Origin of the sequence: Marivita sp. (genome assembly GCF_022763305.1) — a bacterium.
Lineage (GTDB): Bacteria > Pseudomonadota > Alphaproteobacteria > Rhodobacterales > Rhodobacteraceae > Marivita.
Genome location: NZ_JALEGT010000017.1, coordinates 24,496 through 46,849, shown reverse-complemented (window position 1 = coordinate 46,849; position 22,354 = coordinate 24,496). Strand labels below are relative to the sequence as shown.

The window sequence follows — 22,354 nt, the reverse complement described above, 5'->3', positions numbered from 1 at the left end:
CTATTCGTACCACGCGCGGAGCTTGCTCTGCGCGTGGTCCTTTTTGACCGGAGCACCAGACATGAGATCAATGTTGGGAAAACGCGCGCTGTCGAGCTTTGTATCGCTCTTCGTGTTGATCGTTCTGGTGTTCTTCCTGTCGCGCCTCACCGGCGACCCGGCAACGCTTTACCTGCCGGTCGATGCCTCGGATGAGATGCGCAACAACTTCCGCGAAATTCACGGACTGAACGATCCGGTCCTGACCCAGTTCGGCCGCTATCTGGTCGATCTGGTCCAGCTTGATTTCGGTGACAGCCTGCGCAAGGCGCGTCCGGCGCTCGAAGTGGTTCTGGAAGCCTTTGTCTGGACTCTATGGCTGGCGCTCATCACCATGCTGCTGGTCACCGTCGCAGCCATTGTCGTGGGCTCCATCGCGGCTTTCAATGTTGGCAAACCCTTCGACCGATTTGCATCCGTGCTGTCCCTGATCGGCGCATCGGCACCCGACTTCTGGATCGCCATTGTCGGCATCGTCGTGTTTTCGGTCAGCTTCGGCTGGCTGCCAACCTCTGGCACGGGGACTATCTGGCATTGGGTTCTGCCGATTTCGGTTCTGTTCATCCGACCCTTCGGTCTGATCCTGCAGATCGTGCGCGGATCGATGATCACGGCGCTTGGCGCGGCCTATGTCAAGACCGCAAGGGCGAAGGGCGTCCGCAACCGGCCCATCATCTTTGTTCACACGCTGCGCAATGCCATGCTTCCCGTCATCACCGTGATCGGCGATCAGGCGGCGGCACTTCTTAACGGCGCTGTCGTGGTTGAAACGATCTTCGGCTTTCCGGGGGTCGGCAAACTGATGATCGATTCCATCCTGCAGCGCGATTTCAACGTGATCCTCGCCTCCATCATGGTGACTGCGATTGCCATTTTCATCATGAACATCCTGATCGACATCGCCTACGCGCTGCTTGATCCCCGGATCAGATCGTGAGGACGTACCCATGAGCGACGCAGCCACCCCTGTGGATGTCAAAGCGCCCGGCCGCATCGGCCCACGCATGGTCCTGCGCATGCTTTGGGCCGACAAGCTGGCCTTCATGGCCGCGATCTTTCTGATCATCGTTGCGCTCTGTGCGGTCTTCGGGCCGATGTTCCTTGAGGACATGGCCTCGGGCGCCAACCTGCGCGCCCGGAACGCGCCCCCCTTCCAGATGGATCGCGGGTTCTTCTTCATTCTGGGCGGCGACGCGCTGGGCCGTCCTCTGCTGGCCCGGATCATTGTCGCGGCGCAGAACACCATGGTGATTGCCGCAAGCGCCGTTGTGGCGTCCCTTCTGATCGGTTCGACCCTGGGCCTGATCGCAGGCTATGCCGGGCGCTGGACTGGCGAGGTCATCATGCGGTTGGCGGATGTGATCATGTCGTTCCCCTCGCTCCTTCTGGCGGTGATCGTGCTATACGTGCTGGCGCCGTCCATCGCCAACCTCGTTCTGGTCCTTGCGATCACACGCATCCCGATCTACCTGCGGACCACACGGGCCGAGGTGCTCGAAGTGCGCGAACGGATGTTCGTACAGGCCGCAACCGTCATGGGCGCGTCCAGCAGTCGGATCATCTTCAAGCACATCCTGCCCGTGATCCTGCCGACACTTCTGACCATCGCGACGCTCGATTTCGCCTTCGTGATGCTGGCGGAATCGGCGCTCTCGTTCCTCGGGATCGGCATCCAGCCGCCCGAGATCACCTGGGGGCTGATGGTGAGCCAGGGGCGGCAATACCTCACCAACGCGTGGTGGCTGGCATTCTGGCCGGGGCTCGCGATCATCCTGACAACGATGTCATTGAACCTCCTGTCCAGCTGGATGCGGGTCGCATTGAACCCGACGCAGCGCTGGCGGCTCGAGATCGGAGGCAAGGCCCGTGGCTGACCACCTTCTTGAAGTGCGTGACCTGTCTGTGCGGTTTCACACCGCACATGGTGTGGTCAACGCCGTCAATGGCATTTCCTGGCATCTCGACCGTGGCGAAACACTGGGCATTCTCGGTGAAAGCGGATCAGGCAAATCCGTCTCGGCCTCGGCCATCATGAACCTGATCGACACGCCCCCGGGCGAGATCACAAGCGGGCAGATTCTGTTTGACGGACAGGACCTTTTGAAAGCCACTGACGAAGAGCGCCGTCGTCTCAACGGCAAGCGGATCTCGATGATCTTTCAGGACCCGTTGGGCCATCTCAATCCGGTCTACCCGGTCGGCTGGCAGATCGCGGAAACCGCGATGGCGCATGGCGTGTCGAAAACCGACGCGTATGACCGTGCGCTGCAATTGATGCAACGTGTCGGCATCCCCGATGCCAAGACCGCAATGCACAAGTACCCGCACCAGTTCTCGGGCGGGCAGCGTCAGCGCCTGATGATCGCTATGGCGCTGGTGTTGAAGCCGGACATCCTGATCGCGGATGAGCCGACCACCGCGCTTGATGTAACGGTGCAGGCCGAGGTTCTGTCTCTGCTCGAAGAACTGCAGGAAGAAACCGGCATGGGTCTTCTGCTGATCACTCATGACCTTGGTGTGGTGGCCGAAGCCTGCGACCGGGCGGTGGTGATGGAAGGTGGGCGGATCGTCGAAAGCGGGACCCCGCGCGACCTCTATCACAACGCGCAGCACCCTTACACGCAAAAGCTTCTTGCTGCTGCTCCGGGCAAAGGCGAGATGCGGTCAGCCGAAAATGGTCGGCAACCGATCCTCGAAGTCCGCGGTCTGACCAAGAGCTATGGCTCTTTCGACGCGCTGCGTGGCGCGGAATTCGACCTGCACGCCGGAGAGACACTTGCCGTTGTCGGTGAATCCGGATCCGGAAAATCGACGATTGCCCGTCTGATGCTGCGCCTCGAAGCGGCAAGCGCCGGCTCTGTAACATGGAAGGGCGAGGACATTCTAAAGAAATCCCCCCGCGACATGGCCAAGCTGCGACGTCAATTGCAGATGGTGTTTCAGGACCCGACGCAGTCGCTCAACCCGCATATGTCGATCTATGACATCATTTCCGAGGCATGGGTGATCCATCCGGACATCCTTCCCAAAGCGAAATGGCGCGCGCGCGTGGCCGAGCTTCTGGAACAGGTAGGCCTATTGCCGGAACACGCGCTGCGCTATCCGCACCAGTTCTCGGGCGGACAACGTCAGCGCATCGCGATTGCGCGGGCACTGGCGCTCGAACCCGAGCTGATCATCTGCGATGAAGCGGTCTCGGCGTTGGATGTGTCGATCCAGGCGCAGGTGATCGCGCTTCTGGGTGAACTGCGTGACCGGCTGGGCATCGCGTTTATCTTTATCGCCCATGATCTTCCCGTCGTGCGCGATTTTGCCGACCGCGTGCTGGTCATGCAGCGCGGCAGAATTGTCGAGCAGGGGACCGTTCGGCAGATTTTCGAGGCCCCCCGCGAAGCCTATACGCAACGCTTGCTGGCGGCAGGTCTCGATGCCGACCCGGATGTTCAGGCCGAACGGCGCGCGGCGCGCCAACACTTGACCCAGACGACAGGGGCACCGGCATGAGCACCGCCCTCGGCTATTTCAAGTGGTCTTTCATCGTGACGGCGCTCGGTCTGGTGCTGGCAGGCTGGTTGGGCTGGCAGACAGTGGGAACGGTGGGTGGAGCCTCTTCCTTTCTGCTGATCGGCTTTGTCCTGGCTGTGCTCGAGATCTCGCTGAGCTTTGACAACGCCATCGTCAATGCCAACAAGCTCAAGGACATGACACCTGTCTGGCAGCGCCGCTTTCTGACATGGGGCATCCTCATCGCGGTGTTCGGAATGCGGATCGTCTTCCCGTTGGCCGTTGTGGTCATCGCGGCGCATATCGGACCGATCGAGGCGGTGCTCCTCGCCGCCCGCGAACCGCAGGAATATGCGCGCATCATCGGCGAAGCGCATCTGTCGATTTCGGCCTTTGGCGGCACATTTCTGATGATGGTGGCGCTGAACTACTTCATGGATCAGGAAAAGGACGTGGACTGGCTGCGCATAGTCGAGTCCCGTCTGCGTGACTGGGCGTCCGTCAAAGGGCTGGAAGTGGCGCTGGTTCTTGGCATTGCCGTGGTCTTTGCCGCCTTGCTGCCCGACCACGAAAGCGCATCTTTTCTTTTTGCGTCGGTCTGCGGTTTGCTGACCTTCCTTGCCGTGGAGCTGATCGGACACATTCTCGACGCGCAGGAAAAGGCGGCCAGCGCTGCAGCGCAGGGTGGTCTGGGTGCGTTTCTTTACCTCGAAGTGCTGGATGCGAGCTTCTCCTTTGACGGAGTCATCGGAGCCTTCGCGCTGACGCAGAACCTGTTTCTGATTGCCATTGGACTTGGGATCGGCGCGATGTATGTCCGGTCGATGACGCTCATGCTGGTTGAACGCAAGACGCTGGCGCAATTCCGATATCTGGAACACGGAGCGTTCTATTCGGTGCTGGTGCTGTCGATCATCATGTTCGTCCAGTCCGTCGCCCATATTCCCGAAGTGATCACCGGGCTGATCGGCGCCTGCCTGATCGGGGTCTCGCTTGTGGCGTCGATCCGTTACGAACGTCACGCTGAAGGGCACTGACATGGCGACCGCAACCTCCCGCCGTGCTCTTTGGCTTCAGAAAATCGCCGACGAAGTCGCAACGCAGGTCCGCCGTCGGATTGCAGAGGGCACGGTGCGGCCGGGGCAGTCGCCCGGAACGCGCGACGCACTGGCCGCCGAGTTCGTCACCTCGACGTCCGTGATCGATCGCGCGCTGGACGATCTGGCCGAGGAGGGGGTTCTTGTCGCCTCGGGATCAGGATTCGTTGTGGCAATGAACCCGCCAACGAGTGATGGCTTTGCGATCTCGCCAGCCCAGACCATGCAGGATGTCCGGTCCATTCTTGAATTGCGGTTGGGCCTTGAAACCGTTTCGGCATCGCTTGCAGCCGAACGGCGCACTGCCATGCACCTGGCCGAGATCGAAGCCGCTGCCGCCGCCTTTGAGGACGCGCCGGCTGAAACCGCCGCACAGGCAGACATCCGGTTTCATCGCGCCATCGCATCAGCAAGCGACAATTCCTACCTGCTCGATCTTCTTGACTACCTCGGGCCTCTGCTGATGCCCCGCAAACGCATGCCGTTGCCGCCAACGCCCGGAGCGACCGGGGATGGCAATCTGGAACAGTCGGTCCGAGAACACGCCGTGATCCTTGCAGCGATTTCTGATGGCAACGCCGAGTCCGCCCGCCGCGCCATGCGGGACCATCTGCTTCGAACGCTCGCCCTGATCGACCGCGCGTCTGCCTAGGCGGTCTTGCGGGATTGCAATATGTTGCAATCCTGCTGATCCGCGCTGACCGAATTCAGGCGTCACCCATCATTGCCTTGGTCGCTTCAAGGGCGCGCTTGACCAAATGCGCGACCCCGACCTTCGATGCGATGTCTACGTTCGGCACTTCCACGCTGACAGGAACCTGTTTCGGCAGGCGAGCGATGATGGCAGGAATGTCGATGCCGCCATCGCCGGGGATCAGGCGTGCGGTCCGGCCCAACACCATCATCGCTGTTCCATCCGGGTCATAGGGCACCGGGCCATCGCAAATCTGGACGTAATTGAACATGTCTGAAGGCACGCTTGCGATGTCTTCCAGTGTGCTGTCCGACCTGTCGAAATGCAGGCAGTCGAACAGGATTGCCGCCGCAGGATGGGCTGCAGCCTCTACCAGCTCGCGTGCATCGGCAATATTGCGGATGCCGGTCCACGGCATGAATTCGAGATCCGCCGTGAGGCCGTAGTCCCATGTCAATTCGCAAAGTCGGCCGTAGGTGTCGATGATCCGGGAGCGATCTTTATCGTCGCCTGCGACGAGAACGTGGCGCGCACCCATCTGCGCGCACCGCGCCAGAAAGGGGCGAAACCGATCAAGATCGGGGTCCGCGTCGAGCCGGATCATCTCGGCATCGGCCATCGTCAGGCCCGTGTCCGCCAGTGCCGCCATAACCTCTCGGACGAGGTGATCGTCGGACAAAAGCGGCGGCGGCGTATCGCCCGGCCCGGCGGGGAGCAGACGGAAACTGATCCGGTCGAACCCAAGCCGGGCCGCAAGTGTCACTGCTTCGACGGGGGGCAGTCCGTTGGCCGTCAGATAGGCCATGGAATAGATGCGTGACATCGCGGTCCTTATTTCAATGGTGAAAAGCCCAGAGGCAAAGCAATGGTCGACGTCATCTCCGGCGTCAGCCAGTCCGGACCGCCTTGCGGTGGCCAATTGCCATCAGAGATGGATTGACCGCGCGCTTTGCTCCGCTCAGCAAGGCTGGCATAGGGCCAAACCTGCGTCAGGCGGGGGGAGCCATCGAGTCCGTACATCGCAATGCTGCAGGTCGAATACGCAGTGCGTTTCGGCAAGGCCGCGGCCCACTTCTCCATGGTCGGCATCAATCCGTTCAGCTTCATTCGATAGCTGCGCAGCTCATAGACCGGGCCGTGCGCCCCGGTCTCGATCGGGCCCATGAAATCCAGAGGCCGATAGCTGTCGATCCGGTAATTGACCAATTGTTCAAGACAGCCAAACGGGTTGTCGGAGCGTGCCAATCTTTCGCGTTCTCCCAGCATGTCGTCTGCCGAGTCATAGCCACGCAGCAGGTAAACCTCGTTCAGCGATCCGATATCCGAGAACCATGCGCCAAAAAGCGTGCCTGCGCCCTGTGCGACCCAGTCCTCGATGCCTTTGGTGGCGGCGGCGGCCCCGAAAATCACCGTTGAAAGCGTGGAGATTTCATAAAACTTCAAATGCTTGCTCCTTTTTCTGATCAAGCCCTCGGACCGGTTGTCCGGACAGAGCGCGACCGGCGATGTAGCCGAATGTCATGGCTGGCCCGAGCGTGATCCCGCCCGACGGGTAATGTCCGCCCATAATCGACGCCGCGTCATTGCCCACTGCATAAAGACCGGGGATTGGCCGGTTCGATCTATCAAGAACCTGAGCGCCGGCTGTGGTCTTCAGGCCAACAAAAGTCCCCAGCGATCCCGGCACGATTTTCACGGCATAGAAGGGGCTTCTGTACAAGGGGCGCACGCTTTGTCCACCATCGCCTTGAATACGGTTGTAGGGCGACGTGCCGCGTCCAAAATCCGGGTCCTCGCCGCGCGCGGCATGTGAGTTGAACCGCTTGAGGGTTTGCGCAAGGACAGTGTTGGGGAGGCCGATGAACTGCGCAAGTTCCGCAATCGTTTTCGCCTTGTGGAGATACCCCGATGCAATGTGCCGTGTCTTGGGGAAAGGCCAAGGTTTCACCGCGCCAATGCCGAAACGTGCAACAGCTGCAGCATCGCCGACCAGCCATGCGTGTGGTGTACCGGAATAGGTGCGAAACAGCGCTTTCATGACGTCATGGTAGCTGTTCGCTTCATTCGCAAAACGTCGCCCGTCCGGGCCGACAAGTATGAAGCCGGGTTTCGCCCGCTCCACCAGGTGCGGGAACCGCGCAACGCCCGCCCGTGTCGGGACAAGCGAGACAGGGGCCCATGCGCCGGGTTCGGTCAACTCTTCGTCGCATTGCCCCCCGAGCGTTTCGGCCAGGCGCAGCCCATCTCCGGTGTTTTCCGGGGGGGCCGCGGAATGATGTTCGGTGCCCGTCGGAGCATGCGGAAAGAGCGCGGCGATCCGCCCCCTGTCGTGCGGAAAGCCACCGGCAGCCAGCACAACACCAGAACTGGCCTGCAGGTCTTGTCCGGCCACACGCGCACCGATCACTCTGCCGTTGCACTCGATCAGGGCTTCGGCGGCGGCTGACAGCCGAATGTCGACACCCAGATCAATGGCTGACTTCAGGAGTCTCGCCACCAGCGCATTGCCATTGACCAACTGGCTGCCCCGCCCATTGCGGACCACATCGGCAGCATGACGTCCAATCCTTCTGGCCACATGCAGGGCCGATCCAGGGTGACGTTTGGCATTGAAAAAATGTGCCATGTCCGGACCGGCTGCGATGCCCATGCCCCAAAGCGAGGCGACCTCCAGAGGAGGACGCAACCGCGCGGCCCACTCACCCAGTTCCCGTCCATCGAACGGTGCGGCACAGACCGAGCGGCCGCCGTCCCGAGCGCCTTCGCTCATGTGAAAATCCGGAACACGATTTCCGTCAATCCATTCGACGGCCGTGTGATCCCGGAAGAAGCGGACCATTTCTGGACCGACCTGAAGATAGACCGGCAGACGCGGATCGGACGCGCGGTTGCCCAACTCCGCGCGCAGGTAGCGCATCGGGGCCTCGTCGTCTTCGACGATCCCTGCCGCGACCGCAAGTGGGTTGCGCGGGATCCAGAGCCAGCCACCCGACCAGGCGGACGTGCCCCCGACCTGATGGTGTTTCTCGACGACAATGACCCGCGCGCCAAAATGCGCTGCGGTGACCGCCGTGCTCAACCCTCCGGCGCCCGAGCCAATAACGAGCACGTCGCACGTGCTCATCCCTTCGCGATCCCGGCAAAGAAATGAGAGGCGGGTGCTGCCACGCCCAATTCGGCGGCAGCGTCAAAGAGTGAAGGAGCCAATTCTTCCATCCGTGGCGTCGGAAATCGCACTGCGGGCCCGGCAATGGACAGGCACCCGATGACCGGGCCGTCAAGCGTTCCGCCGGCCCGAACTGCAACCGCCATTGCGCCCATGCCTTCGATGTAGCTGTCTATGGCGACAGAGTAGCCTCGCTGTCGCGTCTCTTCGATGATGCGCATCAATTCGGCGATGGTCGACGGCGCTTTTGACGTGGCGGGCATACCGGGCGGCCGCAAACCGGTGTCGCCCACAACCGAGAGGATCTCATCATCACTCAGCGTGGCCAGCAATGCCTGTCCGCCGGCGGTCGAGGCGGGATGCACACGCATGCCCTGTTCGCGGCCCGGATCGTAGCGCAGGCCGACCGTTGCGCCCTGTGCGACGGCCACCCAGGTAAGGCCTCCGTTTTCCAGCACGGACAGCCGGATCAATTCGCCGGACACGCTGCCCAGCCGGTCAAGGATTGGCTGGGCGATGTCGGTCACACCGGACCGGCCGAGAAAGCCAAGCCCCAATGCCGCAAGCCTCAGCGTCAGGGTGTAATCGCCCTGATCACGCGCTTGCCGGACATAGCCCAGGCGGGCCAGTTCACGCAGTTGGCGATGAACGCCGGAGACCGGCATGTCGAGTTGGCGTGCGATGGCAGAGACCTGAAGGCCCTCGGGGTGTTCCACCATCAGTTCGAGGATGGCCAGTGACTTTTCCAGAACGCTTGACATGCGGACGCCTTTGATCGGTTCACCACGAATTATAGGTGGCACGATCAAGAATTGGAAGTTTATTTAAATCTTGAAAGACTTTCCAAATTGCGGAAACTCTGATCACCACTGCCATCGGTTCCGATGGATTCGTGGGGAAATCGGGGGAGGCCATCATCGCAGACAGCGGCACATATGATGTCGTCGTGATCGGAGCAGGCGCGGGCGGGCTTGCCGCCGCGACCTTTGCCGCGTTGCAGGGCGTGCGGACCCTTCTTGTTGAAAGCACGGATTATGTTGGCGGGACGTCCGCATATTCCGCAGGCACGGTCTGGGCGCCGAACACCCGGCTTGCAGCAACGGTCGGCGCGGAGGACAGCCCTGAGACAGTTCTGCGTTATCTGGATAATGCCGTTGGAAACCGCTCTCCGCGCGCCTTGCGGGAAGCCTTCGTCGCCAACGCGCCTGCCGCAATTCACACCTTGATGGACTGCACCAAGACCCAGTTCCGCGCCTATCCGCGCCATCCGGATTACCTGAGCGAGTTGGATGGCAGCGCCGTCAAGGGTCGGGCGATAGAGCCACTTCCCTTTGATGCGTCTGTCTTGGGAAAGGACATGGCTCTTGTCCGTCCGCCGATCCCTGAATTCACCATTCTGGGCGGATTGATGGTCGACCGGACCGACATCACGCACTTGCTGGGTATGACCCGATCCATGACGTCCCTCCGGCATGCGGTGCGCCTTGTCGGCGGCTATGCGAGGGACCGGCTGCGATACGGGCGCTCTGCGCGGATGGTTATGGGCAATGCTCTGATTGGTCGGCTCCTGTTGTCCGCGCGCGAGGCTGGGGTCGAGCTTCGGATGAACACCAGAGTGACCGGACTTGCATCGAAGCAAGACGGCACCCGGTTGACGCTTGATGACGGCAAGACGCTGTGCGCAACCGGGGGTGTGATCTTGGCAACAGGCGGATTTGCCCGTCATCTGACGCGGCGGGCAGAACTGCTCCCTGATCCGGTGCCAGAACACAGCCCCTCTGCGCCCGGCCATACTGGTGCGCTGCATGACATCGTTCTCGAGCTGGGCGCGCGCTATGGGGAAGGTGGCGCCAGCCATGTCTTCATGGCTCCGGTGTCGAAAAAAACACGCCCGGATGGCAGCATGGCCATTTTCCCGCATTTCGTCTTTGACCGCTCCAAGCCAGGCACGGTCTGCGTGGGCAAAACTGGAAAGCGGTTCACAAATGAAAGCCGATCCTACCATGAATTCGCACTTGCGCAGTATGAGACGGGGACGATCCCGGCGTATCTGATCACCGATGCGGTGGGGCTCAAGTCCTACGGTCTCGGTCTGGTTCGTCCAGGCGGCATGGGCAAGGCCGCACTTGTCAAAGACGGCTATCTGACCGAAGCTCCCAGCCTGACCGCGCTGGCATCGGCGCTTGGTATTGATGCGGCCGGGCTTGAAGCCACGGTCGCGCAGATGAACGTCTTTGCCAAAACCGGTCTCGATACAGCCTTCCACCGGGGCGAGACCGCTTACGAGCGACACAACGGAGATCCTTCGCACGCGCCCAACCCGACGCTTGGTCCCATCGCAACAGCGCCATTCTATGCCGTCACGCTTTGGCCTGCGGATATTGGTGCCGCGACGGGTCTTCTGACGGACGAAAAAGCACGGCTTCTGGATGGCGATGGCCAGCCCATTTCAGGCCTGTACGCCTGCGGAAATGACATGCAGTCAATCATGGGCGGCGTCTATCCCGGGCCCGGCATCACGATCGGGCCGGCCATCACCTTTGGATATATCGCCGCAATGGACGCGGTGGCTCGGAGCGCAGCATGAAACGGGTTCTTGTAACGGGTGGCACCGGCTTTATCGGCCGTTGGGTCGTGGACGGTTTGGCGAACCGCGGGTGTGACGTTCGGGTCTTCGACGCCGTGCCCAATCCGGCCGTGCTCGACGACGCGCGGCCCGGGCTTTCGAGCAAGGTGCAGATTGTTCAGGGCGATATTGCCGACGGGTCTGTCCGGCAGGCAGCACAGGGATGCGATGGAATCGTGCATCTTGCCGGTGTCCTGACGATGGCGGCCGCGGAAGCGCCCATCCGGTCAGCCGAGATCAACGTGATGGGGGCAGCCCATGTGTTCGAAGCTGCGCGCGAACAGGGCATGGCGCGGCTGGTATATGTCTCGTCCTCAGCCGTCTTTGGCTATGACGATCCGGTGCACCCGAAGCCGCTTTCGCTTTATGGTGCACACAAGTTGGCCATCGAAGGCATGGCGCGGGCCTATCATCTCGATCATGGTATCACGTCAGTCGGGTTCCGCCCCTACGTTGTTTACGGTCCCGGACGCAGTTCCGGTATTGCCGCAGGTCCGTCCATTGCCATTTCCTCTGCCCTCGAAGGCAAGCCTGCCCGGATTGCGTTTACCGGCCGTGTCGGTTTCGTGCATGTGTTCGATGTAGCGAGATACATGGTTGCGGCGCTGTTAGGCGAAACGAGCGGAGCCGAAGCCTACAACCTGTGCGGCGAAAGCGCGGAAATGGAAGCGTTTCGCTCGGCGCTTCTTGACCACGTGCCGGATGCCAAGGTCGAAATCACCGGGGTGCCGTTGCGCAGCCCGCCTGACCTTGCCAACAGCCCTTTGCCTCAAGAGTTGGCGGGTCTGCCTGTAACCGACATTGCCGATGGTATTGCAGCGACTCTTGCGCATTACCGCAGCCGGGCCTCGGCATGATCCGGGTTCCGCAATCGAATTGTCCAATCATTGCTTGGCTTCATCCATTTTCATTCGACGCGGGAAAACCCAGAAATTTTGTCCTAGGAGTGCATGGCCACAACGCAATTGGCCGTGCAGGAGGAACCAGGACCAGGGCGGTGCTGACATGGCCAGCGCAATGGCAAAAGTGCAATCGGCAACCTGCACCTCGGATCAGGGCGGTGTAAGGGTGGCTGGTTTGGACGGCGAGACACAGGTTGTCTTCGTGATTGGCGACCCGATCGCCCAGGTGAAGTCGCCGTCGCTGCTCACGCGTCGTTTTGCTGCGCGCGGAGTCAACACCGTGGTCGTGCCGGGTCATGTGAGCCCCAAGGATATTCCGGTCTTCATGGCGGGCCTGCAAAGTCTGCGGAATGCGCCGGGTCTCGTGATCACGGTGCCGCACAAACAGGCCATGATGGACTATTGCGCCGAGGTGACCGAGCGCGCCCGCTATGCCGGTGCCGCCAACGTCCTGCGGCGCCGGGAAGGCGGCTGGATCGGCGACAACACCGACGGCATGGGGTATGTGAATGGCATCCGTGCCGAAGGGTGCGCCATCGAAGGCAAACGGGTTCTGCTTGTGGGCGCGGGCGGAGCTGGATCGGCTATTGCGTACGAATTTCTGCTGCAGGGCGCAGCTCATCTTGCGGTGCATGACGTTGATGCCGGCCGGCGTGACGGGCTGATCGCACGGCTTGAGACACCGTTTGCAGGTCGGCTTTCTGTTGGAACGGAGGACCCGACCGGGTTCGACGTCATCGCAAACGCGACGCCGTTGGGCATGCGCGACGGAGACCCGATGCCGGTCCTGGTGGACCGGCTTCATGCAGGTCAGTTCGCGGCCTGCCCGATCACGAAACCCGAAGCGTCTCCGTTTATCGTCGCGGCCCGGTCGAAGGGCTGCGCGACCATGGCGGGGCTCGGGATGTTCAAGGCGCAAGAAGCACTCTTGGTGGATGCACTGCTGCATCTTGGAAACTGACGGATAATCAAACGGGAGGAAACTGATGATCCGGAAACTGGCACTGACAACAACCGCCGTGGCTGCGTTCTGCGCAGGAATGGCGACTGCCGACGTTCGCATCGCAAGCGTGGCCGAACTCTCGGGCGCTGGTGCGGCGGCGGGCGCCGTCTGGCATGACGGCATCAAGATGGCTGTCGAGGAAATCAACGCCGCAGGCGGTATCTTGGGCGAGCAGATCGACCTTGTGGAATACGACAGTCAGACGGATCCGCAGAACAGCCGCGCGATGGTCCAAAAGGCCATCGACGAAGAGACATTTGTGCTGCTCGGCACCGTCTATTCCTCGTCCACGGTCGTAAACATGCTGGTTGCGCAACAAAACGGCGTGCCGCAGATCACCGGTTCGGAAAGCCCGACGATCACCGCCAAAGGGAATCCCTATATCTTCCGGACCGCATTCGGAGCGCAGAAAGGTCTGCCGAAGCTGGGGTCCTACATCAAGAATGATCTTGGCGCGTCGAAGGTCGCCGTGATCTGGGCCAATACCGAATTCGGCAAAGGCGGGCATGATGCCTTCCTCAGCGTTGCAGAGGCTCAGGGGATCGAGATCGTGGCGAATATCCCGACCGAGCAGGCGCAGGTGGATTTCGCTGCCGATGTGGCCAAGCTCAAGTCTTCGGGCGCAGAGGCCGTGTTCTCGTACATGACCGAGGAAGAGTCGGCACGCTTTCTGATTGAGGCGGCAAAGCAAGACCTCGGACTGCCGATCGTCGGCGATACGGTGGTCGCCTCGCAGAAGGTTATCGACCTTGCCGGTGAAGCTGCAAACGGTGTCGCGTCACATGTGGGACTGACAGCCGAAGCACCGATCCCGGCGATCCAGGAGATGGCTGCGAAGTTTCAGGAGAAATTCGGCTACGGCGCGGACCACAACGCGATCAAGGGCTACATCGGCGCGTACATGATCAAATATGTCACGGAAAAGGTCGGGTCTTTCGACCGTCAGGCCTTTGCAGACACATTGCACGGCCTGTGCCTGAACGCATCGGAATATCCCGGTGTTCTGATGGATGTCTGCTGGGACGACACGGGCGAGATGTCGCGCGAGAGCTTCCTTGTCGAAGTGGTCGACGGTCAGCAGAAAATCACCAAGACCCTGCCGGCCAACTGATCTGACGGATCAAAAGGGCGGCGCGGGACATCTGCGCCGCCCTTCGTTTATCCACCACCCCGAGACATCATCGGAAGGCGTAAGCGCATGGCTGAATTTCTTCAAATCCTGATCTCGGGCCTGTCGGCCGGGTCGATCTATGCCTTGGCCGCCGTGGGGTTTACGCTCCTTTGGCAGGCGTCACAGACGATCAACTTTGCGCAGGGCGAGTTCGTGATGCTGCCTGCCTTTTTCGTGCTGGTTTTCACGGTCAAAATGGGTTTGCCGATGTCTATCGCCATCGTGCTGGCCCTGTTCCTGTCGGTGCTTCTGTTGGGCGCGCTGTTCAAGAAACTGATCGTCGAGCCTATGCTGAGCCATGGCGTTTTGCCTTTGGTGATTGCGACGATCGCGCTTGGCCTGCTGATGAAAGAGATGGTCAAGGAGTTCTATTCGCCCTTGGGCCAGCCGTTTCCGGGCCTTTTCCCGCATGACGTCATGTCGATCCTAGGTGCAAAAATTTCTGTCGCGGATTTTGCAAACTTCGTCATTGCCATGGGGACGATCATCATCCTGCAGCTCTTCCTGAGCCGGACCCGCACCGGGCGCTGCATGCAGGCCACAGCGCAGAACCCGGAAGTGGCCAAGATACTTGGCGTCGATATCAAGCGTATGGTGATGTACACTTTTCTGATCAACGGCGCGCTGGCGGCCATCGCGTCGGTGCTGATCACCCCGATCTACCTTGCCAAGTTCTCGAATGGTGAAGTGCTGGGCCTTGTTGCCTTCATTGCCGCCATTGTCGGTGGCTTCAACCAGATCCGCGGAGCGCTTGTGGGCGGCTTGCTTATCGGCGTGATCGACAACCTGTCGGCCGCCTATGTTTCGGCGGAATACCGGCAAGCCGTGCCGATGCTGCTTTTGATCTTCATCATCATGGTCCGGCCGCAAGGTCTTCTGGGCACGACGGAGGGCCGTACCGTATGAGCCGCAAGCATCTGTTCTTTGTCATTCTTGCCATCGCGGTGCTGATCCTCGCGCCGCTGGGCCAGAAGAACTACATCATCTATGTCATGTGCTCTTGGCTGATGTTCTCGGTAGCGGCCATGGGGCTGAACCTGACGCTTGGCTATGCCGGTCAGGTGAGCCTTGCGCAGGCAAGCTTTGTGGGTATTGGGGCCTATATCACGTCGCTCATTACATTGGCGGGCTATCATTGGGTGCTGGGCTGGCTGGCGGCGATGGGGGCGACCTTTGTGATTGGCCTGATCCTTGGGTATCCGGCGCTGCGGGTGCAACACCACTTCCTTGCCTTCGTCACGCTGGCGTTCAACACCATCGTGTTCCTTGTGTTCCGCAACGAGGAAGAGATTACCGGCGGGTCATTCGGTCTGGTGGGCATGCCGCGCCCGGAATTCTTTGGCATCCAGACGATGCAGCAGATCAATTTCTACTACTTCACGCTGGTTCTGTTCCTGATCTCGGCTTTCGTGTTCTGGTGGATCGTCAATTCGCCGTGGGGACGTGCATTCAAGGCTCTGCGCGAAAACCCGATCCGGGCGGAGTCGTTGGGTGTCGACACCCGTCGCATCACGCTCCTGGCCTTTGGGATCGGGTGTGCCTTTGGCGGTGGGGCAGGGGCGATCATGGCGCCGCTCGTGCAGTTCATCGAACCGGGGTCGTTTTCCCTCATCCACTCGCTCAAGATCCTTCTGATGGTCGTCGTGGGCGGTGCAGGGTTTTTCTATGGCCCGATGCTGGGTGCTGCGGTGGTGATCATTCTTCCGGAGTTTCTGCGCTTCACCGAAGGGTATTACCTGATGATCTATGCCTTCCTGGTGATCGTGTTGATGGTCTATTCGCCGAACGGCCTGATCGGTCTGGGCCAGAAGCTGATGGCGCGCCTCAAGCCGCAGCAGGAGGTGCGAAAGGACATGCAGAAGGGGGCACAGCTGTGAGCCAGTCTGTCCTGAGCATCCGAAACATCTCGAAGTCGTTTGGCGGCATCAAGGCGGTTCGGGACGTCAGTTTCGATGTTCAGCCGGGAGAAGTTCTTGGTCTGATCGGTCCGAACGGATCGGGCAAGTCGACACTCTTCAACTGCGTTCTGGGTCAATTGCGACCTGACACCGGCCAAGTCACCGTCAAGGGCACTTCCGTCTCGGGGATGCGCGCGGCAGACCTCAACAAGCTTGGGGTCGGCCGTACGTTTCAGCAACTGTCCGTCTTTCCGCAGATGAGCGTGATCGAAAACATCATTCTTGCCGGACAGGAGCATCATGGAAGCATGGTGTCGCGCCTTTTCGGGCCTTCCGATGCCGGGCTCACCGGAGAAGCCGAGCAGATGATTGCGTTTTTCCGACTGGAGCATCTGCGCGACGAGATGGCAGGAAGCCTGTCCTATGGTCAGCAAAAGCTTCTTGATGCGGCAATGGCCTTCATGGCCGGTCCCGACCTTGTGCTGCTTGACGAACCGGCCGGGGGTGTAAACCTGACGATGCTGGGGCACCTGAAGGACCGGCTCCAGACCTACAATCGCGAGCATGGCACGACGTTCGTGGTGATCGAACACAACATGGAATTCGTGATGAGCCTTTGCACGCGGATCATCGTGCTGGCCGAAGGCGCCATCATTGCCGAAGGCAGCCCCGATGACATCCGGTCGAACCAACAGGTCATCGACGCGTATCTGGGGGGCTGAGGGATGCTGGAACTCAAGGATATCTACGGCGGCTACGGCAAGATCACGATCCTGAACGGTACATCCTTCACGATCCCCAAGGCCTCGATTACCACAGTGATCGGACCCAACGGCGCAGGCAAGTCGACTGTATTCAAGGCGATTTTCGGTCTCTTGAACATCAGTTCAGGCCAGGTGCTTCTTGATGGAAAAGACGTGACCGGCCAGAGCCCGAAACAGATGATCGACCACGGCGTCACCTATGTGCCGCAAGGGCGAAACGTGGTGCCGCAGTTGTCGGTATATCACAATCTCGAACTGGGCGGGATCACGTCGCGGGATCAGGCCAAGGTCCGGGCACGTATCGAACAGGTGATGGACCAGTTTCCGATGCTGCGCGAATTCCGCGACCGCAAGGCGATCGAATTGTCCGGGGGGCAGCAGAAACAGCTCGAGGTGGCGCGGGCGCTTCTTCTCGATCCCAAGTTGATCCTGATTGACGAGCCCTCAATCGGTTTGTCGCCCAGTCTTGTTCAAGAAGTCTTCCGCACGCTCCAACGGTTGCGGGATCAGGGTGTGACGATCCTGATGGTGGAACAGAACGCGAAATCCGCTCTTGCGATGTCCGATTTCGGGATCGTGCTGGAACTCGGGCAGACCCGGATGCATGATCGTGCCGATGTCCTTCTGAACGATCCCAAGGTGGGCCACCTGTTCCTTGGTGGACATATCGACGAGGAAGAAACCGCGTGAGCCATGCCACCGTCCATGTTCTGAATGGTCCGAACCTCGATCTTCTCGGGGTGCGTGAGCCACATATCTACGGAACCACAACTCTGGCAGATATCGAGGCGATGTGCCGGGACGTCGCATCCGGTCGGCTTGAGTTTCACCAGACCAACCATGAAGGCGTGATGATCGACCTCATCCACGCGGCGCGCGAGACGGGCGGTGGCATCATCATCAACCCGGCGGGTTGGTCCTTTTCGTCGATCGCGATACTCGATGCACTCAAGGCCTTTGACGGCCCGGTGATCGAATTGCACATCTCGAACATCCATGCCCGGGACGCAGCGCATCGGCATTCTGTCATGTCGCAGGGTGTGACCGCCGTGATCGCGGGTTTGGGCGCACAGGGATACCCTGTCGCGGTGCAGGCGATGTACCGGCTTCTGGCGACGTAGCCCGGCGCCTCAGCCGGCAAAAGCATCCCCAAGACCATCCAAGGCGGCCCACCCCCGTCGACCGACAACGCAACACCTGTGATGGCGCTGGCTGCGGTGTGATGCAGATAGCTGCGCGGTCGCCCAACCGATGCCGGACGTACCATCGTTCACCAGAACGGTCCTAGTCATCCGAGTAGCCCGGCCGCGGCACATGGCTCATCAAGGTCTGATTATACCCGCCATCGACGATCACCTCCTGACCGCTGATATAGCTGGCCCGGTCCGATGCGAAGAAAAGCACGGCGTCCGCAATGTCCGAAACCTGTCCAATCCGGCGAAGTGGTACAACCGCTTCGCGCGCCGCCTTGGTTTTGGGGTCCGCATAGAACGCTTCTGAGAGCGGTGTGCGGACCAGGCCCGGCGCCACCACGTTCGACCGCACGCCGCGTGGCCCCCATTCGAAGGCGAGTTGCCGTGAGAGCATCGACACTCCGGCCTTGGACGCGGAATAGGCATTCGAAAACGCCTGTTGGTTGTGACCCGAGATGGAGCCCACATGCACAAGCGCGCCGCTGCCCCGGGAGAGCATCGCCTTTCCAAAAGCTTGCGCGCAGCGCAGGTAGCCTGTGAGGTTGACGTCGAGCATCCTTTGCCAGGCCGAGACCTCGACCTCGTCCAGTGCACCCGGGCTCAGATAGGCTGCATTGTTGACGAGAATATCGGCGTGTCCGAACGCGGTCTCGACACGCGAGAGGGCGGCGGCGACGCTTGCAGACTCCGTGACATCACAGGCAATCCCAAGACCACCGATGTCTGAAGCGGAGGCGGCGACGGTCTCGGCATTGATGTCAAGCAAGGCGACCTGCGCACCCTGTTCGGCAAACGCGGCAGCAATTGCCTTGCCGATGCCGCCTCCAGCGCCGGTGACAACCGCGACCCTGCCTTCCAGACCCAGCCAACTCATGCAGCCGCACCCTTGACGCTGATCCCGGCAAGGTGCCGACCGGTGATGTAGCCGAAGACCATGGCAGGACCCAGAGTGATCCCGGCGCCGGGATAATTGCCGCCCATGATGGACGCTCGGTCATTGCCCACCGCGTAGAGGCCCAACACTGGCTGCCCTTCCTTGTCGAGCACCTGACCCGACACATCCGTGCGCAGACCGTCGAATGTGCCGAGGTCGCCCATAATGATCCTGAGCGCATAGTAAGGCCCTTTGCCGATCGGAGCGACGCACGGGTTCGGACGGTTCTCGGGGTCGGCAAGATATCGGTTGAAGCTGGTTGTCCCGCGCCCGAATTCGGGATCCTCGCCCTGTGCGGCGGGTCCATTATAGGCGGCGACCGTCGCCTCCAGTCCGGCGGGGTCAATACCGGTCTTGCGCGCAAGCTCTGCCAGCGTATCGCCTTTCTGGATGTACCCGTTCGAGATGTGTCGCCCCAGCGGCACAGGGGCCGGTTTGGCATAGCCAAGACCGTATTTGCGGATCGTCGGATGATCACAGATCAGCCAGGCCGCTGTTTCCGTCTCTCCGTCACAGGCGCGCATCAATGCCGCGCCGACATCATGATAGCTTTCACTTTCGTTCGTGAAACGTTTGCCGGATTTCAGCACGGCGATGATGCCGGGCTTGTAGCGGTCCAGCAGATGCGGGAACGCGCCGAAGGTTCCACCGCCCATCGGGACTTTCGACACCGGCATCCAGGCCGAGGTGTCGCTGAATTCGATCGGAGCGTGGCCACCCACGGCTTCGGCCAGACGTATGCCGTCTCCGGTATTGCTTTGGGGCACGGGGGAGAAATGTTCGCCGCCGCGCCGCAGATGGGGATAGGCCTTCTTCAGCTTTTCCACGTCATGGGCAAAGCCACCAGTCGCCAGCACGACAGCTCTGCGCGCCCGCAGAACGCTGTTGCCCGAGCGCACGCCGACAACGCGGCCTCCTTCAACCATCAGTTCGTCTGCCGGCGTTTCGGTGTAGATCGGGATACCCAGATCAAACACGCTTTTTGCAAGTCGCGCGGCCAGAGCATTCCCGCTGGTCACCTGCACTCCCTTGCCATAGCGGGCAACCTCTCCGAAATGTTTGAGCATCCGCTTGGTCACATAGCCAAAGCTCTTCAGGCTCTTGGTTGCGTTGAAGAAATGTTTGATGTCGGCATTCGAGGAATTGAACATCATCCCCATAAAGGTGATGGTTGCGAGGGGTGATTTCAGCCGCTTGAGATTTTCGCCCAGAACCGAGGTGTCAAAAGGCGCCGCGAGGATCGATCGACCGACATCCACCCCACCCGGCACGTCGGGGTGATAATCGGGATAGAGTGTCGGGACGAATTTCATGCTTGTCTCGCGTTCAAACCAGTCGACCATCTCGGGACCGGTGTCGATGAACGCTTCGACCGCATCGGCGGAATAGAAATTGCCGGTTTCCTCTTTCATGTAGCGGATGGCGGCCTCGCGGCTGTCGTCCACGCCCGCCGCTTTGGCGTGCTTGTTCAGCGGGATCCACAGAACACCGCCCGAGAACGCTGTCGTGCCGCCAAAGACCGGCTCTTTCTCGAGGATGGCGACGGAGGCCCCGTGCTTTTTGGCGGTGATTGCCGTGGACATGCCGCCGGCCCCCGATCCAATCACGAGGATGTCGTGGGTTTCCGTTCGATCCGGCCGCGTCTTCATGGTGCTCCTCCCTCCGAAACTGAGCCGGATTACGCCGTGTGCGTGCCAAATCGCCAATGGACAGGGTGCGGAATATATTGGACTATTCGTTCCAGTTGGACGCGTGAGCGAGGAGGGCTTGATCGTGACCAGACGGCAAAGCGTGCCAATCCCGAGCTTTTATCTTTATGGCGATGAGCAGCAGGACGATGATCTTGACACGCTGCATGTCGAGCCGATCCGCGAGCGATCCAAACGGCATGATTGGACGATTCATCCCCACGTCCACCCGGACCACACGCAGATCCTGTGGATTTCCGAGGGGGGCGCTGTCTTTCAGATCGAGGAGGGCCGGTACGACGCCACCGCGCATTCATTTGTGGTGCAACCTGCCGGGATGATCCACGAGATTCTGTTTCGCCCGGGCACCGAGGGGCGGGTGATCACTGCTGCGACGTCCTTTGTCAACAGCATTGCGCGCGACGACCCTCGGCTCATTGATGCCACTCGGCGCGCTGGCAGTTATCCCATCACGGATGAGCAAGTGCTCGCCAATGTGCGGCATGCCATGGATGAAGTGCTGCTGGAGACCAACAGCAACAGCCCGGGCCGACGGATGGCGCTCCGGGCGCATTTCCTGTCGGTCCTAGTGTCGCTACTGCGCGTCAGCGAAAGCCAGGCAGAAAGTGGTCCCGCGCATCGTGACCGGGATTACGAACTCGTGTCGCGCTATCGCGAGGCGCTTGAGCGCGGGTTTCGGACGGAAAAGTCGTTGGGTTACTACGCAGATGTCTTGGGCGTGTCTCCGCAACGGCTCAACGCGGCGTGCAAAGCGCGCGCGGGCAAGACAGCGTCCGAGGTGCTTTATGAGCGCATCGTGATCGAAGCAAAACGCAATCTGCTATATACCGAAATGACGGTGGCCGAGATCGGGCATGCCATCGGATATGACGATCCCGCCTATTTCAACCGCTTCTTTTCACAGCGCGTCGGTTGTCCACCCGGAACCTTCCGCGCCAACGCCGCGACGACGCGGCGTGTGGTTGCGGATGGATCGTCCAATACAAATTTCTGATCGTCCATTTAAAACAAACCGGCCACTTTGCACCTTGGGCCCTGTCTGAAACGGGAGGCTCGGACAGGTGTTCTTCGAATTGCGAACCTACGACCTGAAACCGGGCAAGGCCCCGGTATATCTGGATTTCTTCAGGACCTTCGGGGTGTCGAGAGTGACACGCCACCTCCCGATGATCGGCTATTGGCAGGTCGAAAGCGGTCGCCTCAACCGCATTGAGCATCTCTGGGCCTATGACAGCTTTGAAGAGCGCGACGCCTGTCGTGCGGGCCTACTCTCCGAGACGGAATGGATGGTCGATTTTGTGCCCAAGGCTTTTGCTGACGTGGTTGCACAGGAAAGTCGCATCCTTCGGCTTGATGAAGGGTCCGACCTTCTGTCTCGCGTTGTCGAGCGTCGCAAGACTGCGCATCCCGATCAGACATCCGACGCCCCCATGTTCGCGCGCGGACTGCACGCGCTGAGCCTTGGAGAAAACATCCATGAAGCTGGCGAGTGTCTTGGGGCGTTCACCGTTCTGTCCGGCCCTGCGCCGGGCACCCGTGTGACGCTTGCGACGGGGTCGTTCGAGAGGCTTTGTACGTATGCACCCGGCATCGTGTCGCACGAAATCCTCAGGCCACTGCACCTGTCCCCCCTGCAATGAACCACCTCCAAGAG

Annotated in this window: 22 protein-coding genes; 16 read left to right on the top strand and 6 right to left on the bottom strand. The window is 60.7% G+C overall.

Annotated elements, in window-relative coordinates; genetic code table 11:
* The first annotated feature begins 61 nt into the window (after nt 1–61).
* From MRY75_RS02750 to MRY75_RS02730, 5 genes are read left to right on the top strand one after another with little or no spacing between them, the layout of a single operon-like run.
* Entirely contained in the window at nt 62–976 is a 915-nt protein-coding gene (locus MRY75_RS02750; RefSeq protein WP_292305617.1) for an ABC transporter permease, read from the top strand.
* Between the two features lie 10 nt (nt 977–986).
* Nucleotides 987–1,913, top strand: coding sequence for an ABC transporter permease (locus tag MRY75_RS02745; protein WP_292305616.1), 927 nt, complete (start codon nt 987–989; stop codon nt 1,911–1,913).
* Nucleotides 1,906–3,543 carry an ABC transporter ATP-binding protein gene (locus tag MRY75_RS02740; protein WP_292305615.1) on the top strand — a complete coding sequence of 546 codons (1,638 nt, stop codon included), beginning with the start codon at nt 1,906–1,908 and terminating at the stop codon, nt 3,541–3,543. Before MRY75_RS02745 ends, MRY75_RS02740 begins: the two co-directional genes overlap by 8 nt.
* Nucleotides 3,540–4,580, top strand: coding sequence for a DUF475 domain-containing protein (locus MRY75_RS02735; protein ID WP_292305614.1), 1,041 nt, complete (start codon nt 3,540–3,542; stop codon nt 4,578–4,580). Before MRY75_RS02740 ends, MRY75_RS02735 begins: the two co-directional genes overlap by 4 nt.
* A 1-nt stretch (nt 4,581) precedes the next feature.
* Nucleotides 4,582–5,292 carry an FCD domain-containing protein gene (locus tag MRY75_RS02730; protein WP_292305613.1) on the top strand — a complete coding sequence of 237 codons (711 nt, stop codon included), beginning with the start codon at nt 4,582–4,584 and terminating at the stop codon, nt 5,290–5,292.
* A 55-nt stretch (nt 5,293–5,347) separates the two neighbouring features.
* Here MRY75_RS02730 and MRY75_RS02725 read toward each other — a convergent pair whose 3' ends face one another.
* Genes MRY75_RS02725 through MRY75_RS02710 form a run of 4 tightly spaced genes read right to left on the bottom strand, consistent with a single transcriptional unit; the run spans nt 5,348 to nt 9,261 of the window.
* Nucleotides 5,348–6,157, bottom strand: a complete 810-nt coding sequence (locus MRY75_RS02725; RefSeq protein ID WP_292305612.1) for a TIM barrel protein — start codon at nt 6,155–6,157, stop codon at nt 5,348–5,350.
* Nucleotides 6,158–6,165: 8 nt separating this feature from the next.
* Nucleotides 6,166–6,777, bottom strand: a complete 612-nt coding sequence (locus MRY75_RS02720) for an NIPSNAP family protein (RefSeq protein WP_292305611.1) — start codon at nt 6,775–6,777, stop codon at nt 6,166–6,168.
* Nucleotides 6,764–8,458, bottom strand: a complete 1,695-nt coding sequence (locus MRY75_RS02715) for an FAD-dependent oxidoreductase (RefSeq protein ID WP_292305610.1) — start codon at nt 8,456–8,458, stop codon at nt 6,764–6,766. The genes MRY75_RS02720 and MRY75_RS02715 overlap by 14 nt, the downstream gene beginning before the upstream one ends.
* The gene (locus MRY75_RS02710; protein ID WP_292305609.1) at nt 8,455–9,261 is read right to left on the bottom strand and encodes an IclR family transcriptional regulator; all 807 of its coding nucleotides are present in this window, start codon (nt 9,259–9,261) and stop codon (nt 8,455–8,457) included. The genes MRY75_RS02715 and MRY75_RS02710 overlap by 4 nt, the downstream gene beginning before the upstream one ends.
* A 131-nt stretch (nt 9,262–9,392) precedes the next feature.
* Between MRY75_RS02710 and MRY75_RS02705 the strand changes: the two genes are divergently transcribed.
* The 9 genes from MRY75_RS02705 to MRY75_RS02665 all read left to right on the top strand — a co-directional run bounded on the left by MRY75_RS02705 (nt 9,393) and on the right by MRY75_RS02665 (nt 17,985).
* Nucleotides 9,393–11,087 (top strand): FAD-dependent oxidoreductase, encoded by a 1,695-nt coding sequence (locus tag MRY75_RS02705; protein WP_292305608.1) that lies wholly within the window; start codon nt 9,393–9,395, stop codon nt 11,085–11,087.
* Nucleotides 11,084–11,983 carry an NAD(P)-dependent oxidoreductase gene (locus MRY75_RS02700; RefSeq protein WP_292305607.1) on the top strand — a complete coding sequence of 300 codons (900 nt, stop codon included), beginning with the start codon at nt 11,084–11,086 and terminating at the stop codon, nt 11,981–11,983. Before MRY75_RS02705 ends, MRY75_RS02700 begins: the two co-directional genes overlap by 4 nt.
* Before the next feature lie 148 nt (nt 11,984–12,131).
* Complete coding sequence (locus MRY75_RS02695) at nt 12,132–12,989, top strand: shikimate dehydrogenase (protein WP_292305606.1); 858 nt, start codon at nt 12,132–12,134, stop codon at nt 12,987–12,989.
* A gap of 25 nt (nt 12,990–13,014) precedes the next feature.
* The gene (locus MRY75_RS02690) at nt 13,015–14,142 is read left to right on the top strand and encodes an ABC transporter substrate-binding protein (protein ID WP_292305605.1); all 1,128 of its coding nucleotides are present in this window, start codon (nt 13,015–13,017) and stop codon (nt 14,140–14,142) included.
* 87 nt (nt 14,143–14,229) lie between these two features.
* Nucleotides 14,230–15,108 carry a branched-chain amino acid ABC transporter permease gene (locus MRY75_RS02685; protein WP_292305604.1) on the top strand — a complete coding sequence of 293 codons (879 nt, stop codon included), beginning with the start codon at nt 14,230–14,232 and terminating at the stop codon, nt 15,106–15,108.
* Entirely contained in the window at nt 15,105–16,079 is a 975-nt protein-coding gene (locus MRY75_RS02680; RefSeq protein WP_292305603.1) for a branched-chain amino acid ABC transporter permease, read from the top strand. The genes MRY75_RS02685 and MRY75_RS02680 overlap by 4 nt, the downstream gene beginning before the upstream one ends.
* Nucleotides 16,076–16,822 carry an ABC transporter ATP-binding protein gene (locus MRY75_RS02675; protein ID WP_292305602.1) on the top strand — a complete coding sequence of 249 codons (747 nt, stop codon included), beginning with the start codon at nt 16,076–16,078 and terminating at the stop codon, nt 16,820–16,822. Before MRY75_RS02680 ends, MRY75_RS02675 begins: the two co-directional genes overlap by 4 nt.
* A 3-nt stretch (nt 16,823–16,825) precedes the next feature.
* Nucleotides 16,826–17,554 (top strand): ABC transporter ATP-binding protein, encoded by a 729-nt coding sequence (locus tag MRY75_RS02670; protein WP_292305601.1) that lies wholly within the window; start codon nt 16,826–16,828, stop codon nt 17,552–17,554.
* A complete protein-coding gene (locus MRY75_RS02665) occupies nt 17,551–17,985 on the top strand; it encodes a type II 3-dehydroquinate dehydratase (RefSeq protein WP_292305600.1) in 435 nt (144 codons plus the stop codon). Before MRY75_RS02670 ends, MRY75_RS02665 begins: the two co-directional genes overlap by 4 nt.
* 163 nt (nt 17,986–18,148) lie before the next feature.
* Here MRY75_RS02665 and MRY75_RS02660 read toward each other — a convergent pair whose 3' ends face one another.
* Together MRY75_RS02660 and MRY75_RS02655 are read right to left on the bottom strand one after the other, a co-directional pair.
* On the bottom strand, nt 18,149–18,931 hold the full coding sequence (locus tag MRY75_RS02660; protein WP_292305599.1) for an SDR family NAD(P)-dependent oxidoreductase: 783 nt from the start codon (nt 18,929–18,931) through the stop codon (nt 18,149–18,151).
* Nucleotides 18,928–20,640: an FAD-dependent oxidoreductase gene (locus MRY75_RS02655; protein WP_292305598.1), complete on the bottom strand. Its 1,713-nt coding sequence runs from the start codon at nt 20,638–20,640 to the stop codon at nt 18,928–18,930. Before MRY75_RS02655 ends, MRY75_RS02660 begins: the two co-directional genes overlap by 4 nt.
* 124 nt (nt 20,641–20,764) lie before the next feature.
* Here MRY75_RS02655 and MRY75_RS02650 point away from each other — a divergent pair, with 124 nt between their 5' ends.
* Nucleotides 20,765–21,694 (top strand): helix-turn-helix domain-containing protein, encoded by a 930-nt coding sequence (locus tag MRY75_RS02650; RefSeq protein ID WP_292305597.1) that lies wholly within the window; start codon nt 20,765–20,767, stop codon nt 21,692–21,694.
* Between the two features lie 67 nt (nt 21,695–21,761).
* Nucleotides 21,762–22,340, top strand: coding sequence for an NIPSNAP family protein (locus tag MRY75_RS02645; protein ID WP_292305596.1), 579 nt, complete (start codon nt 21,762–21,764; stop codon nt 22,338–22,340).
* Nucleotides 22,341–22,354 lie beyond the last annotated feature (14 nt).

Bases quoted from the DNA above. Each gene is read 5' to 3' on its own strand.
- MRY75_RS02745 (WP_292305616.1), top strand. From the start codon at position 987: ATGAGCGACGCAGCCACCCCTGTGGATGTCAAAGCGCCCGGCCGCATC.
- MRY75_RS02660 (WP_292305599.1), bottom strand. From the start codon at position 18,931: ATGAGTTGGCTGGGTCTGGAAGGCAGGGTCGCGGTTGTCACCGGCGCT.
- MRY75_RS02670 (WP_292305601.1), top strand. From the start codon at position 16,826: ATGCTGGAACTCAAGGATATCTACGGCGGCTACGGCAAGATCACGATC.
- MRY75_RS02735 (WP_292305614.1), top strand. From the start codon at position 3,540: ATGAGCACCGCCCTCGGCTATTTCAAGTGGTCTTTCATCGTGACGGCG.
- MRY75_RS02695 (WP_292305606.1), top strand. From the start codon at position 12,132: ATGGCCAGCGCAATGGCAAAAGTGCAATCGGCAACCTGCACCTCGGAT.
- MRY75_RS02730 (WP_292305613.1), top strand. From the start codon at position 4,582: ATGGCGACCGCAACCTCCCGCCGTGCTCTTTGGCTTCAGAAAATCGCC.
- MRY75_RS02690 (WP_292305605.1), top strand. From the start codon at position 13,015: ATGATCCGGAAACTGGCACTGACAACAACCGCCGTGGCTGCGTTCTGC.
- MRY75_RS02750 (WP_292305617.1), top strand. From the start codon at position 62: ATGAGATCAATGTTGGGAAAACGCGCGCTGTCGAGCTTTGTATCGCTC.
- MRY75_RS02715 (WP_292305610.1), bottom strand. From the start codon at position 8,458: ATGAGCACGTGCGACGTGCTCGTTATTGGCTCGGGCGCCGGAGGGTTG.
- MRY75_RS02680 (WP_292305603.1), top strand. From the start codon at position 15,105: ATGAGCCGCAAGCATCTGTTCTTTGTCATTCTTGCCATCGCGGTGCTG.
- MRY75_RS02710 (WP_292305609.1), bottom strand. From the start codon at position 9,261: ATGTCAAGCGTTCTGGAAAAGTCACTGGCCATCCTCGAACTGATGGTG.
- MRY75_RS02700 (WP_292305607.1), top strand. From the start codon at position 11,084: ATGAAACGGGTTCTTGTAACGGGTGGCACCGGCTTTATCGGCCGTTGG.
- MRY75_RS02725 (WP_292305612.1), bottom strand. From the start codon at position 6,157: ATGTCACGCATCTATTCCATGGCCTATCTGACGGCCAACGGACTGCCC.
- MRY75_RS02685 (WP_292305604.1), top strand. From the start codon at position 14,230: ATGGCTGAATTTCTTCAAATCCTGATCTCGGGCCTGTCGGCCGGGTCG.
- MRY75_RS02655 (WP_292305598.1), bottom strand. From the start codon at position 20,640: ATGAAGACGCGGCCGGATCGAACGGAAACCCACGACATCCTCGTGATT.